Origin of the sequence: Actinoplanes sp. NPDC049668, from assembly GCF_044465445.1 — a bacterium.
Lineage (GTDB): Bacteria > Actinomycetota > Actinomycetes > Mycobacteriales > Micromonosporaceae > Actinoplanes.
Genome location: NZ_JBITLR010000004.1, coordinates 107,754 through 122,227, shown reverse-complemented (window position 1 = coordinate 122,227; position 14,474 = coordinate 107,754). Strand labels below are relative to the sequence as shown.

The 14,474-nt window shown below is 73.6% G+C and carries 10 protein-coding genes; all 10 read left to right on the top strand.

Annotation, left to right across the window (positions count from 1 at the left end; translation table 11 throughout):
• Positions 1-28: 28 nt before the first annotated feature.
• The 10 genes from ACIBSW_RS17945 (at position 29) to ACIBSW_RS17900 (ending at position 14,448) form a co-directional block, all read left to right on the top strand.
• Positions 29-1,072, top strand: a complete 1,044-nt coding sequence (locus tag ACIBSW_RS17945) for a saccharopine dehydrogenase (protein ID WP_404799374.1) — start codon at positions 29-31, stop codon at positions 1,070-1,072.
• Positions 1,065-2,204: a saccharopine dehydrogenase family protein gene (locus ACIBSW_RS17940; protein ID WP_354729925.1), complete on the top strand. Its 1,140-nt coding sequence runs from the start codon at positions 1,065-1,067 to the stop codon at positions 2,202-2,204. Before ACIBSW_RS17945 ends, ACIBSW_RS17940 begins: the two co-directional genes overlap by 8 nt.
• A gap of 25 nt (positions 2,205-2,229) precedes the next feature.
• Complete coding sequence (locus ACIBSW_RS17935) at positions 2,230-3,531, top strand: MFS transporter (protein WP_354729927.1); 1,302 nt, start codon at positions 2,230-2,232, stop codon at positions 3,529-3,531.
• 27 nt (positions 3,532-3,558) lie between these two features.
• Positions 3,559-6,801, top strand: a complete 3,243-nt coding sequence (locus ACIBSW_RS17930; protein ID WP_354729929.1) for an amino acid adenylation domain-containing protein — start codon at positions 3,559-3,561, stop codon at positions 6,799-6,801.
• A gap of 14 nt (positions 6,802-6,815) precedes the next feature.
• Positions 6,816-7,667, top strand: coding sequence for a thioesterase domain-containing protein (locus tag ACIBSW_RS17925; RefSeq protein ID WP_354729931.1), 852 nt, complete (start codon positions 6,816-6,818; stop codon positions 7,665-7,667).
• Entirely contained in the window at positions 7,664-8,425 is a 762-nt protein-coding gene (locus tag ACIBSW_RS17920; protein ID WP_354729933.1) for an alpha/beta fold hydrolase, read from the top strand. The genes ACIBSW_RS17925 and ACIBSW_RS17920 overlap by 4 nt, the downstream gene beginning before the upstream one ends.
• A 13-nt stretch (positions 8,426-8,438) precedes the next feature.
• Positions 8,439-9,290, top strand: coding sequence for a formyltetrahydrofolate deformylase (gene purU, locus ACIBSW_RS17915; RefSeq protein WP_354729935.1), 852 nt, complete (start codon positions 8,439-8,441; stop codon positions 9,288-9,290).
• A gap of 173 nt (positions 9,291-9,463) precedes the next feature.
• Positions 9,464-12,337 (top strand): BTAD domain-containing putative transcriptional regulator, encoded by a 2,874-nt coding sequence (locus tag ACIBSW_RS17910; RefSeq protein ID WP_354729937.1) that lies wholly within the window; start codon positions 9,464-9,466, stop codon positions 12,335-12,337.
• Entirely contained in the window at positions 12,330-12,545 is a 216-nt protein-coding gene (locus tag ACIBSW_RS17905; RefSeq protein WP_354729939.1) for a hypothetical protein, read from the top strand. The genes ACIBSW_RS17910 and ACIBSW_RS17905 overlap by 8 nt, the downstream gene beginning before the upstream one ends.
• A gap of 4 nt (positions 12,546-12,549) precedes the next feature.
• A complete protein-coding gene (locus tag ACIBSW_RS17900) occupies positions 12,550-14,448 on the top strand; it encodes a RiPP maturation radical SAM C-methyltransferase (protein WP_404799373.1) in 1,899 nt (632 codons plus the stop codon).
• The last annotated feature ends 26 nt before the right edge of the window (positions 14,449-14,474 follow it).

The following is a 14,474-nucleotide window of genomic DNA, read 5'->3' as shown; positions in this document are numbered from 1 at the left end:
CCGTCCGCCCTCGCCGAAGGAGCCCACCTTGCCCCACCTATGGTTACGACACGAGACGCGGCAGACCGAGCGCCGCACCGCCATCACCGCGGCCGACGCGGGGCGCCTCGTCCAGGGCGGCGCGACCGTCACCGTCGAGGAGTCGCCGCAGCGGGTCGTCGAGATCGACCGGTACCGCGCGGCCGGCTGCCGGATCGTGCCCGCGGCCAGCTGGTTCGACGCACCCGACGACGTGGTCGTCGTGGGGCTCAAGGAGCTGCCCGTGCTGCCGGCCGCGCTGCGGCACCGGCACGTCTACTTCGGCCACGCCTACAAGAACCAGGAGGGCGCCCCCGAGCTGCTGCGCCGGTTCGCGGCCGGCGGCGGCACGCTGCTGGACGCCGAGTACCTGACCGACGAGTCCGGCCGGCGGCTGGCCTCGTTCGGCTACTGGGCCGGCTATCTGGGCGCCGCGCTGACGATCCTGCGGCACCGCGGGCGGCTGACGACGCCGCTGCAGCCGTACACGAAAGGTGAGCTCGCCGCGGCCCTGGCGCCGCGGCCCGGCGAGCCGGACCCCCGGGTGCTGGTGATCGGCGCGCAGGGCCGCTGCGGGCAGGGCGCGCGGGACGCGCTGGCCGCGGCGGGTCTCGGCGCCACCTGCTGGGACCTCGCCGAGACCCGGGAGCTGGACAAGGCCGCGCTGCTCGACCACGACGTGCTGATCAACACGGTGCTGGTGCACGAGCCGGTGCCGCCGTTCGTCACCCACGTGGACCTCGACAGCCCGCGCCGGCTGTCGCTGATCTGCGACGTCAGCTGCGACGTCACCTCCGACTGCAACACGCTGCCGATCTATCAGCGGGTCACGTCGTGGCCGGAGCCGGTGGTCCGGCTGCGCGGCGGCGCTCAGCCGCTGGACCTGATCGCGATCGACAACCTGCCCTCCCTGCTGCCGGAGGAGGCGAGCATCGCCTTCTCCGCGCAGCTCACCCCGCTGCTGGCCCGGCTCGACGATCCCGCCGACCCGGTCTGGCAGCGCGCCGCCGGCGAGTTCCAGCTCGCCCAGCAGAACAGGACCGCCGATGTCTGAGCCGATCGCCGCGAGCGGAAACGTGCACTGGGCCGGTGCCGGCCTGTCCACCGGCAGCGGCCTGGCCGAGCTGGCCGGCGCCGCCCGGCAGGTGACGCTCTGGGGCCGCACCGTGGCCAAGGCCGAGCGCCGCCTCGCCGACCTCGGGCTGTCCGGCAAGGTGGCGGTCGCGGACATCGCCGGGCTGGCGGCCGCGGTCGGGCCCGGCGACGTCGTGGTCTCCATGCTGCCGGCCACCGAGCACGCCGGGCTGCTGCGGCTCTGCCTGGACCGGGGCGCGCACTTCGCCTGCACCAGCTACGTCTCGCCCGAGCTCGCCGCCGCCGACGCCGCGGCCCGCGCCGGCGGGCTGGTGGTGCTCACCGAGGCGGGCCTGGATCCGGGCATCGACCACCTGTTCGCGCACGACCTGGTGGCGCGCGCCCGCAAGGCGGTGGGCGACGGCCCGGCATCGGTACGGTTCACGTCCTTCTGCGGCGGCGTGCCGGCCGAGCCCAACGACTTCCGCTACCGGTTCAGCTGGGCGCCGCGGGGCGTGCTGTCGGCGCTGGGCTCCCCCGCGCGCTCGATCGAGCGGGGCCGGCCGCGCACCGTCGACCGTCCCTGGGAGGCGGTCTCGGAGTACGACCTGGACGGCGAGGTGTTCGAGGTCTACCCCAACCGCGACAGCGTGCCGTTCCTGGCCCAGTACGAATTCCCGGAGGGCTGGCGACCGGATCGGTTCGTGCGGGGCACCCTGCGCCTCGGCGGCTGGCGCGAGGCCTGGCGCGACGTGTTCGCCGTCGTCCGCGACGGCGACCCGGCCGACCTGGACGCGCTGGCCGCCGAGCTCGCCGCCCGGTACCCGATGCGTCCCGGCGACCGCGACCGGGTGGTGCTCGCGGTCGAGCTCGAGGTCGCGACCGGCGCCGGGAACTGGTCCGGCCGCTACCTGCTCGACGCCGTCGGCGACGACGACGAGACGGCGATGGCCCGGGCCGTCTCCCTGCCGCTCGCCTACGGCGTCCTGGAGATCCTCGCCGGGTCGACCCCGGCCGGCCTGCACCGGGCGCTGCCGGACCCGGCCGCGGCCGCCCGCTGCCTGACGTTCCTGCGCGGTCGGGGCCTCGACTGCGTGCTCAGACAATCCTGACCCGTCGCTGAACCGGAGAGAAATGATGGCCGAAGCCGTGCCGGGCGCCCTGCGCAACCCGGACTTCCGCAAATTCTGGATCGGCGAGACGGTGTCGCTGTTCGGCTCCGAGGTGACCCGCTTCGTGCTGCCGCTCGTCGCCGTGCTCACCCTGGGCGCGTCGGCGTTCGAGGTCGGCGTGATCAACGCGCTGCGCTACGTGCCGATCGTGGTCGTGTCGCTGTTCGCCGGCATCTGGCTGGACCGGCGCCGCCGGCTGCCGGTCCTCATCGGCAGCAACGTCGTCCGGTGCGTCTGCATCGGGCTCGTGCCGCTGCTGGCGTCCGTCGGCGGCCTGACCATGTGGACCCTGGGCGCCGTCGCGCTGGTGCTGGGCACGTTCACCGTGATCTTCGACGTCGGCTCGCTGTCGCTGGTGCCGAACCTGGTCGAGCGCCCGCAGCTGCCGGACGCCAACGGCCGGCTGCAGACGTCGTTCTCGGCGGCCATGATCGTGGGACCCGGCGTCGGCGGCTTCCTGGTCACCGCGCTGGGCGCCCCGCTGACGCTGAGCGTCAACGCTGCCTCGTACGCCTTCAGCGTGGTCATGATGTTGCTGCTGACCGTCCGCGAGCCCGAGCCGCAGGCACCGGCCGACCGGCCAGGAGTGCGGGCGTCCATCGCCGAGGGGCTGCACGCCGTGTTCGGCAACCGGGTGCTGCGCAACCTGCTCAGCCAGTCCGCCACGTTCAACCTCGCGCAGAACGCCATGATGACGGTCTTCGTGATCTACACGGTGCGCTATCTCGGGCTGACCGCCGGGGAGCTCGGGCTGGTGCTGGGCATCGGTTCGCTCGGCGCGCTGGCCGGCGGGCTGCTGGCCACCCGGATCACCCGCGCCGTCGGGTACGGCCGCTCGCTGCGCCTGGCTACCATCGTCGCCGCGCTGGCGCCGCTGACGTTCCTGCTCGCGCGGGGCAGCGACACCGTCTCGGTCGCGCTGCTCACCGGGGCGTACGGCACGGCCGGCTTCATGCTGATGATCTACAACATCAACACCGTCTCGCTGCGCCAGGTGGTCACCCCGAACCGGCTGCTGGCCCGGATGAACGCGAGCTACCGGATGGTGCTGTTCGGCACGATCCCGCTGGGCGCCCTGCTGGGCGGCACGCTCGCGCAGTACCTCGGGCTGCGCCCGGCCATGGTGATCACGGTGGTGCTGCTGACCGCACCGATCGCCTGGACGTTCTTCTCCCCCGTCTTCCGGCTGCCGACGCTGCCCAGCGGGCCGGACGACCCGCTGGTCGCGCCCGCCCCGGCCGAACCCACGCCCGTCCCCGCGGCCTGACCCACCACCTTTCCGAGGAGAAATCTGATGCTGTCCGACTCCCAGCGCGCGGCCCTGGCCGCCCGCCTGCGCCAGGGGCGCGGCACGACCACGATCCCGCGCCGCGACCCGAACCTCGCCGAGCTGCCGCTCTCCAGCGGCCAGGAGCAGCTGTGGTTCATCGACCAGTTCGCGCCGGGGCTGCCCACCTACAACGTCGCCGGCACGCTGAACCTCGAGGGTGACCTCGACGCTCCCGCGCTGGGCCGGGCCTTCGACGCCCTGGTCGCCCGGCACGAGATCCTGCGCACCCGGATCGACACCGTCGACGGACGGCCGGTGCAGGTCGTCGACGCGCCGCCGGACCCGGTCAACCTGACCGTGCGCGACCTCTCCGGGCTGTCCGAGGCGGAGCGACTGTCCACGTTCGCCGCCGAGTCGATCGCGTTCGGGCTGCTGCCGTTCGACCTCGCGAAGGGCCCGCTGATCCGGACCGAGCTGGTCCGCCTGACGCCGCGCCACCACGCCCTGCACCTCAACGTGCATCACAGCGCGTTCGACGGCTGGTCCTTCGCCGTCTGCGTCCGGGAGCTGGCCGCGCTGTACGCCGCCGAGGTCGCCGGCACTCCCGCCGGACTGCCGGAGCTGCCGATCCAGTTCGCCGACTACGCCCTGTGGGAACGCGCCCGGCTGGACGGCGCGGGCGTCGACGAGCTGGTCGCGTACTGGAAGGAGGCGCTGCACGGCGCCGCCTCCGTGCAGCTGCCGACCGACCGGCCCCGGCCGGTGCTGCAGTCCTTCGACGGCGCGATCGCCCGCAAGGCGATGGGCGCCGACGTGCTCGCCGGGCTGCGGGAGCTGGGCCGGGCCGAGGGCACCACCACCTTCGTGACGCTGCTCAGCGCGCTGCAGGTGCTGCTGCACCGCTACAGCGGCCAGGACGACATCGTCGTGGGCACCGCCAGCGCCAACCGCGGCCGCGGCGAGCTGGCGCAGCTGATCGGCTACCTGGTGAACACGCTGCCGATCCGCACCGACACCTCCGGCGACCCGACCTTCACCGAGCTGCTGGGCCGGGTCAAGGAGACCGTCCTCGGCGCGTACGCGCACCAGGAGCTGCCGTTCCCGCGGCTGGTCGAGGCGCTGAAGGTGGAGCGGGACGCCAGCCGGGCGCCGCTGTTCCAGATCGGCTTCACCATCAACGAGGACGAGCCGGACCGGATCGAGGCCGGCGGCGTCACCGTCTCGGTCGAGCCGATCGACGCGCCGACCGCCAAGTTCGACCTGAACTTCTTCATGCAGGCGCACGGCGACCTGGTCGTCGAGGTGGCGTACGCGACCGCGCTCTACGACGCCGCCACCGTCGCCCGGATGCTCGACTCGCTGGAGGTGCTGTTCCGCGGCATCGTCGCGGACCCGTCCCGGCGGCTGTCCGACCTGCCCGTGCTGACCGAGCACGCCCTGCACCAGGAGCTGGTCGGCTGGAACTCCAACACCATGGACCTGCCCCCGGCGCTGCTGCACGAGCTGGTCCAGCGGCAGACCGCCCGGGTGCCGGACGCGCAGGCCGCGGTGATGGACGGCCGGGCGCTCACGTACGCGCAGCTCAACGCCGCCGCCAACCGCGGCGCCCGGCGCCTGCGCGCGGCAGGCGTCGGCCCGGAGTCGCTGGTCGGCGTGCACATGCGCCCGTCGATCGAGCGATTCGCCGGCATCCTCGCGATCCTCAAGGCCGGCGGCGCGTGGGTGCCGCTGGACCCGGACTACCCGGCCGACCGGCTCGAGTTCATGATCGAAGACGCGGACGTCCGGGTGATCCTCGCCGACGCCGGCGGCCGCGACTTCGGCGCGACGGTCATCGTGCCGGCCCGGGACTGGCCGGACGACGGCGAGGTCGCCGACACCGACCTGGACGTCGCGCTCGAACCCGTCAACGCCGCGTACGTGATCTACACCTCCGGCTCCACCGGCCGGCCCAAGGGCGTGATCGTCGAGCACCGGCAGGTCTCGAACTTCGTGCAGGGCGTGGTCGCGCAGTGGGGCCTCGACGAGCACGACCGCTTCCTGCAGTTCGCGTCGCTCAACTTCGACGTGTCGGTGATGGACATGTTCCTCGCGCTCGGCTCGGGCGGCGCGGCGATCTTCGGCAGCCGGGAGACGCTCATGTCGCCGCCGCGGCTGATCGCCCTGATGCGCGACGAGCGGGTGACCTTCGCCTGCCTGCCGCCGGCGGTCCTCAACCTGATCAGCGGGGCGGAGCTGCCCGACCAGCGGGTGCTGATCTCCGCCGGCGAGGAGCTCTCCGGCGAGTTGGTCCGCAGCTGGCTGCGGCCCGGCCTGCGGCTGTGCAACGGCTACGGCCCGACCGAGGTGACCATCGGCGCGACCATCATGGAGCTGGGTCCCGAGGACGTCGCGGCGCCGCCGATCGGGTTGCCCAAGCCCAACTACCGGGCGTACGTGCTCGACAGCCACCTGCACCCGGTGCCGGTCGGTGTCGCCGGCGAGCTGCACCTGGGCGGACCCGGCGTGGCCCGCGGCTACCTGAACCGGCCGGAGCTGACCGCCGAGAAGTTCGTCAAGGACCCGTTCGTCGACGAGGCGGGCGCCCGGATGTACCGCACCGGCGACCTGGTCCGCCGCCGGCCCGACGGCAACCTGGTCTTCCTCGGCCGGATCGACGGGCAGATCAAGATCCGTGGCCTGCGCGTCGAGCTCGGCGAGATCGAGACGGCGATGGCGACGCACGAGGCGGTCCTGCAGGCCGCGGTCGTGGTGCGCGACGACGCCGCGGGCGACAAGCAGCTGGTCGGCTACGCGCGGGTGGCACCCGGCGGGCCGGCGCTGAGCATCCCGGACCTGCGCCAGCACCTGTCCCAGATGCTGCCCGCGTACATGATCCCCACGCACATCCTGGTGCTCGACGCGCTCCCGCTGAACGCCAGCGGGAAGATCGACCGGGCCGCGCTGCCGGACCCGGACGTCACCGAGGCGGACACCGCGTTCGTGGCGCCCCGCACGCTGATCGAGACGGCCGTGACCGACATGTACGCGAACCTGCTCAAGCTCGAGCGGGTCAGCGTCGAGGACAGCTTCTTCGATCTCGGCGGCAACTCGCTGCAGGCGATGCGGCTGATCACCAGGCTCCGGACCGACCTGGCCGTGGACGCCGACGTGACCGCCGTCTTCCTGGCCCCGACGCCGGCGCAGCTCACCGTGCTGCTCCGCGACAAGTTCGGCCTGGACGACATCGATCTGGGCGACGAGGACCTCGACGCGGTCCTGAGCTGAACGGGAGAACGACGATGTTGACCGACGCGCAGCGGGCGGCCCTGGCCGCCCGGCTCCGGCAGAACCGGTCCGGGCGCGCTGACACGGCGGCCGGCCCGGTGGTCCAGCTGGGCCGCGAGGGCGCGCCCGCCTTCGCGGTGCACGCGGTCAGCGGCACCGTCCACGAGTACGGCGCGCTGGCCCGCGAGCTCGACGGCACCTACCGGGTGTCCGGGATCGCGGCCGCGCGCGACGTGCCGGTCGCCGATCTCGCCGTGCTGGCCGACCGGTACGCGGGCCTGATCCGGGGCGCGCACCCGGACGGCCCGTACCGGCTGGTCGGCTGGTCGATGGGCGGCGTGCTGGCGTACGAGACGGCCCGCCGGCTGGCCGGGGCCGGCGGCCGGGTGGAGCTGGTGGCACTGATCGACGCGCCGTGCCGGCCCGTGGACCGGTACGCCGACTCCGAGGAGGGCCTCGCCGCCCTGTTCGTCGCCGAGGCCCTGCGCAACGCCGGGCACGAGGCGACCGCACCGGATCCCACCGCGCCGGTGGCCCGCCAGCTGGAGCTGGTTGCCGAGCGGCTGGCGGACGAGCGGTCCGAGCGGGCCCTGCTCGCCGGCGAGCTGGCCCGCCGGCACGCCACGTTCGTCGCGCACACGACGGCCCTGGCCGGCTACCGGCCGACCGGGCCGCTCGACGCGGCCGCCGTGCTGGTGCACGCGGCCGGCTCACCGGACTCGACGGCCGACTGGGCCCGCCTCTTCGGCGGCGGCGTGCGCAGCCTGCACGTCGCCGCCGGACATCACGACTGCCTGCGCCTGCCCACCGTCGCCTCGATCGCCGAGGCGATCCGGGCGGTCCCGACCACGAGGAGTACGCCGTGAGCACAGCTGCCTGGTTCCGCAGCGCGGCGGAGGCGGCACCCGGCCTGCCCCGGGTCTACTGCTTCACCCACGCCGGCGGCAACACCGCCGAATACCTGCGCTGGCAGCCGGCGCTGGCCGGGGCCGCGCAGGTGACGACCGTGACGATGGCGGGACGCGGCCACCGCTACGCCGAGCAGGCGCCCCCGACGATCGACGCGTTCGCGGACGGGGCGGCCGAGGCCATCGCGGCGCATGCCGACGGGCCGTTCGTCCTGTTCGGGCACAGCCTCGGCGCCGTCGTGGCGTTCGAGGTCGCCCGCCGGCTCCGCGACGATCACCGGCTGCTGCGCCTGGTCGCCTCCGGGGCCGCGGCGCCGGAGCTGATGCCCTCCGAGCGGGTGGTCCGGGCCGCGGCCCTGCAGGGCCGCGCGTTCGCGGAGGCGGTCGGCGCCTTCGGCGGCCTGCCGGCCGAGGTGGTGGCGGCGGAGGAGCTGCACGATCTCCTCCTGCCCGGCGTGCAGGCCGACTTCCGGCTGGTCGCCGGCTACCGCTACCGGCACGCCGCGCCGCTGCCGATCGGCATCACGCTGATCAACGGCGTCGGCGACAACCACGTGACCGCCGCCCGGGTGGCCGGCTGGGCCGGCGAGACGAGCCTGCCGCTCGACACCCGTTGGGCGCCCGGCGGCCACTTCTACCTCAGCGCCGACCCGCAACCCGTCCTCGGGGTGCTGCGGGAACTCACCTGTGCCGGCCAATCCGACCTGCTGATCTGAAGGGAGAGGCGTAGTGCCCGGCTCCGCACCGTTGCGCCTGCTCGTGTCCTGCCCCGACCGGCCCGGCATCATCGCCGCCGTCGCCCGGTTCCTGCACGAGCGCGGCGCCAACATCGTCCGCTCCGATCAGCACACCTCTGACCCGCGGGGCGGGACGTTCTTCCTGCGCATGGAGTTCGTCCTGCCCGACGAGCGGCGCGACCTGCTCGAGGCGTTCGGGCTGACGGTCGCCGCGCCGTACCGGATGACCTGGCGCGTCATCGACTCGCAGCACCGCAAGCGGATCGCCGTGCTGGCCTCCCGCGCCGACCACTGCCTCGTCGACCTGCTGTGGCGCCAGCGCCGCGGCGAGCTCGCGGCGGAGATCACGATGGTGGCGAGCAACCACGCCGACCTGCGCTCGACTGTGGAGTGGTTCGGCGTGCCGTTCCATCACGTGCCGATGCCGGCCGCCGGCAAGGCGGCCGCCGAGGCGGAGCTGGCCGATCTACTGGAGGGCCGCTGCGACGTGGCGGTCCTGGCCCGCTACATGCAGATCCTCAGCGGCGCCTTCCTCGACAAGATCGGCGTGCCGGTCATCAATATTCATCATTCCTTCCTCCCGTCTTTCCCGGGGGCCGCGCCGTACCAGCGGGCCCGCGACCGCGGCGTCAAACTGATCGGCGCGACCGCACACTACGTGACCGCCGAGCTGGACGAAGGGCCGATCATCGAGCAGGACGTCGTCCGCGCGTCGCACCGCGACGACGCCGCGGCGCTGGCCCGGCTCGGCGCGGACGTGGAGCGTACGGTGCTCGCCCGGGCCGTTCGCTGGCACTGCGAGGATCGCCTTCTACAGCACGACAACACGGTCCTGGTCTTCTGAACATGACGCTGCTTTGCGACGTCGAGAGGCCGACAGCCGGATCGAAGGCTGTCGGTTTCCCGACTGTCTCGTGGCGGCCCATTCCGCATCAAAGGGCTCGCCCCCGCCTCCTATACTCCGTTACGCCATGTCGACGGGGGAGCAACAGTGCGGATGCATCGGGAGGGCCGGCAGTGACCGATCCGTGCGACATACGGATCCGGCTGGAGGTGCTGGGGCCGTTGCTCGCCTGGCGCGGCAACGAGGCGACGAGGCTCGGCCCGGTGCAGCAGCGGGTGGTGCTCGGGATCCTGGCATTGCACGCGAACCGCTCCCTCGGCCGCGAACAGCTGATCGAGGCGGTCTGGGGCGAGGAGCCCCCGGCGTACGCCGTCAACCTGTTGCAGAAGAACGTCTCCGCGCTGCGACGCAGCCTGGAACCCGTGCGCCCGGCCGACGGCAAGTCCCGCGTGCTGACCTGGAGCGACGCCGGATACCGGCTCACCCTGCCGGACGGCGGCCTGGACCTGGCCGACTTCGACCGGGAGCTGGCCCGGGCCGGCGCGGCGCGCGCGACGGGTGACCTGCCGACGGCGTCCCGCGCGCTGCACACCGCCCTGCGGCTGTGGCGCGGCCCGCTGCTGGACGGCCTGGCCGGCCCGCTGCTCGACGCCGAGCGCGACCGCCTCGCCGAACGCCGGATCGGCGCGATCGAGGACCGCATCGAGATCGACCTCGCCCTCGGCGAGAACCGCGACCTGGTCGCCGAGCTGCGCCGGCTGGTGGCGGAGCATCCGCTGCGGGAACGACTGCGCGGGCTGCTCATGCAGGCGCTGCACCGCAGCGGCCAGCGGGCCGACGCGCTCGCGGCGTACCGGGAGACCCACGACTACCTCTACGCCGAGCTCGGGGTCGGTCCCGGCGCCGAGCTGCAGCAGCTGCACCGCCGGCTGCTGGACGGCGACCCGGAGCTGAACGCGCCCGCGCCGGCCGCCCCGGCGGCGACGGCTCAGCGGACCGTGCCGGCGCACCGCCCGCCGACGCCGGCGCAGCTGCCGCACGGCATGGCCGACTTCACCGGGCGCCAGCGCCAGCTGGCCCGGCTGGACGAGCTGCTCGGCCGGGAGGACGCCACCCCGATCGCCATGATCATCGGTACGGCCGGGGTGGGCAAGACCTCGCTGGCCGTGCACTGGGCGCACCGGGTCAGCGAGCGGTTCCCCGACGGTCAGCTCTACGTCAACCTGCGCGGCTTCGACGCACACGGCTCCGCGGTCGAGCCCGGCGACGCGCTGCGGGGCTTCTTCGACGCGTTCGCGGTCCCCAACGCGCAGGTGCCGGCCCGGCTGGAGGATCAGGCGGCCCTCTACCGCAGCCTGCTGGCCGGGCGCCGGATCCTGGTGGTCCTCGACAACGCGCGGGACTCCGAGCAGATCGGGCCGCTGCTGCCGGGCGCGCCGGGCTGCGCCGTCGTCGTCACCAGCCGGCGGCGGCTCGCCGGCGTGGCGGCCGCCGGAGCCGACGTCCTGTCGCTGGACCTGCTGGCGCCGGGCGAGGCCCGCGAGTTGTTCAGCCGCCGGGTCGGTACGGCGCGGGTGGCGGCCGAGCCCGTCGCGTTCGACGCCATCGTCGCCGCCTGCGCCCGGCTGCCGCTGGCGCTGGCGATCGTGGCGGCGCGGGCTGCCGTCTATCCAGAGCAGAGCCTCACCGCGCTCGCCACCGACCTGCGTGAGGCGGCCGGCGGTCTCGACGCGTTCGTCGGCGAGAACGCGGCAAACGACGCCCGGGCGGTCCTGTCCTGGTCGTACCACCGGCTCGGCCCGGCCGCCGCCCGGCTGTTCCGCCTGCTGGGCCTGCATCGCCGGCCGGACATCGCGACCGCCGCCGCGGCCAGCCTCGCCGGCGTGACCGTGTCCGAGGCCCGGCGCCTGCTGCGCGAGCTGACCAGCGCGCACCTGGTCGAGGAGGTCACCCCGGGCCGGTTCGGGTTCCACGACCTGCTCCGGGCGTACGCGAAGGAGCAGACCCTGGAGACCGACAGCGACGCCGAACGGCGCGCGGCCGTGCTCCGCCTGCTCGATCACTACCTGCACACGGCATGGCTGGCCGACCGCACGCTGTATCCGTACCGGCAGCCGATTCACGTGGAGCCGGCCGATCTGGCCACAGTGGTGCCGCGGATCGACGGGGCCGCCGAGGCGCTGGTCTGGTTCATGGGCGAGCACGCCACCCTGCTCGCCGCGGTGGAGCAGGCCGAGGCCGAGGACTTCCCGTGGCACGCCAGCCGGCTGACCTGGTGCATCACGGCGTTCCTCAACTACCAGGGCAAGTGGCACGACTGGGCGGTCGTGCTCCGGATCGCCCTGGCGGCGACCCGGCAGGTCGGCGACGTCGACGGCCAGGCGGAGACCCACCGGCTGCTCAGCCTGGCCTGCCTGCTGCAGGGCCTGCTGACCGACGCGGAGGCGCAGGCCAAGCTGGCGCTCGACCTGTTCGACGAGCTCGGCGACCGGGAAGGGCAGGCCCGTCTGCACCTCGACTACAGCCGGGTGCTGGAACGCCAGGGCGACCTCGTCGCCGGGCTCGAACACGCCGAACTGGCGCTCGAGCTGTTCCGGGCGGCCGGCGAGCCGAGCGGCGAGGCGGACGCGCTCAACTGGGTCGGCTGGTTCCACAGCCGGTCCGGCTTCCACCAGCAGGCCCTCGACTACTGCCACCAGTCCCTCGACCTGCATCGCCGGCTCGGCGACGACCCGCGGCAGGCCGACACGTGGGACACGCTGGGCTTCGCCAACCACCACCTCGGCAACAGCGACGCCGCGATGGCCTGCTACGAGAAGGCGCTCGGGCTGTGGCGCGAGCTCGGCGACCGGTACGAGGTCGCCACCACCACCCTGCGCATGGGCAACGCGCAGCACGCCACCGGCGATCTCCAGGCGGCCCGCAAGCTCTGGCTGCAGGCCCGCACCATCCTCGACGAGCTGGGCCACCCGCTCGGCGAGCAGCTGTCCGCCTGGCTGGCAGAACCGCCCTCGTCCTCCACCATCGAAGGGATCCACTATGTCTGACCCGCGTACCTCTCTCCACCCGAACGGGCGGGCCGCCGGGGCCGTGCTCGCCACCGGGGCCATGCTCCATGCGGCGTCCAAGGGCCGGCCGGCCGCTCCGGCCGCCGACGCACCGTCCTTCGTCAACCGGCAGTTCGGCACGGCCTTCACGCCCGGCGCGGTCGAATTCGCCGGCAGCGGGACGGCCATCGTCGTCCGCGTGGTCTGACGCCGTGCCGGCGTACTCGTTGCCCCTGCTGAGCGCGGCCGCTGCCCAGCGGCCCGAGGCCGAGCCGCGGCTACGGGCACAATGGCCCGTGGTGCTGGTCACCATGCCGTTCATGGACGCCGACCGGCCGTCGATCCAGCTCGGGCTGCTCGCGGCGATCCTGCGCGAGCACGGGTTCCCGGCACACACCCTGCACGCCAACCTCGACTTCGCCGCTCGTCTCGGCCCGGAGCGGTATCACCGCCTCGGCGAGCGGCGCGGCCGCATGGTGGCCGACTGGCTGTTCTCCGTCGCCGCGTTCGGCGCGGAGGCACCCGACCACGACGGCCGGCTGCTCGAGGACTTCGCCGACGACCTGGCCTACCTCGGCGACGCCGAGCTCCCGCGCGAGACGCTGCTGCGGATGCGCGACGAGGACGTACCCGCCTACCTCGACGCGCTCGTCGACGGCTACGACTGGGACCAGGTCCGCGTCGTCGGATTCAGCTCCACGTTCCAGCAGAACACGGCGTCGTTCGCCCTCGCCCGCCGGCTCAAGCAGCGCTTCCCGCAGATCGTCACCGTCTTCGGCGGCGCGAACTTCGACGGCGAGATGGGTCCGGAGTGGATCCGCGCCGTCGACTGCGTCGACGTCGCGGTGGTCGGCGAGGGCGACGTCGCCCTGCCCCGGCTGATGCACGCCCTGGCGACCGGCGCCGGGCCGGCGGGCATTCCCGGCATCGCCTGCCGGGTGGACGGCGCGGTCGTCGCCACCGCACCGGACGCCGCGCTCGCCCGCCTCGACGAGTCGCCGCACCCCGACTACGACGAGTTCTTCGACCGCGCGGCGCGCCTCGGCCTGCTGCCCGCCGGACCCACCCGGGTTCGCCTGCCGTTCGAGTCCGCCCGCGGCTGCTGGTGGGGTGCCAAGCATCACTGCACGTTCTGCGGCCTCAACGGCGGCACGATGCAGTTCCGCGCCAAGTCCCCCGAACGCGTCGCCGGTGAGCTGGTGACCCAGGCCCGCCGGTACCGCACGTTCCGGTTCGAGGCGGTCGACAACATCCTCGACATGTCGTACCTCAAGCAGCTCTTTCCCGCGTTCATCGAGCAGGAGACCGGTTTCGAGCTCTTCTACGAGGTCAAGGCGAACCTGAGCCGCGACCAGGTGCGCACCCTCGCGCACGCCGGGGTCTCCGCCATCCAGCCCGGCATCGAGTCGCTCAGCTCGCGGGTGCTGGCCCTGATGAACAAGGGTGTCCGCGCGGCGCAGAACATCAACCTGCTGCGCTGGGCCCGGTACTACGGCATCGACGTGTCCTGGAACATCATCTGGGGTTTCCCCGGCGAGACCGAGCAGGACTACGCCGAGCAGGCGGCCCTGCTCCCGCACCTGGCGCACCTGCAGGCGCCGAGCGGCACCGGGCGCCTCTGGCTCGAGCGGTTCAGCCCGCTGTACCGCGGCTCACCCGGCAAGGTGCCGGAGCACAGCTACCGCTACATCTACCCGCCCTCGGTCGAGCTGGCCAAGGTCGCCTACTTCTTCGAGTACGACCTGCCCGATGCGCTGCCCGACGCCACGTACGAGGCGCTCGGCGCCGGTGCGGCACGCTGGCGGGCCGCCGGCGACGAGGAACACAAGAGCGTCCTGCGCTACTGGGCGGCGCCGGGCTTCGTGCAGATCTACGACGGACGGCACGCCGGCGCCGAGGGCACCTACACCTTCGAAGGGCCCGTCGCCGACCTGTACGCCGCGTGCAGCGACCGGCCGCTGACCGCGGCCGCCGCGTACCGGCGCCTGGACGGCCGGCTCCCGGCCGAGGCGATCCAGCAGACCCTCATCGAGTACGCCCGCCGCGGCCTGATGTTCCTCGACGGCGACCTCGCCCTCACGCTCGCGCTGCCGGCCGGCGCCCCGCGCTGAATTCGCGTCTTCCCCCCGAGGTGCCC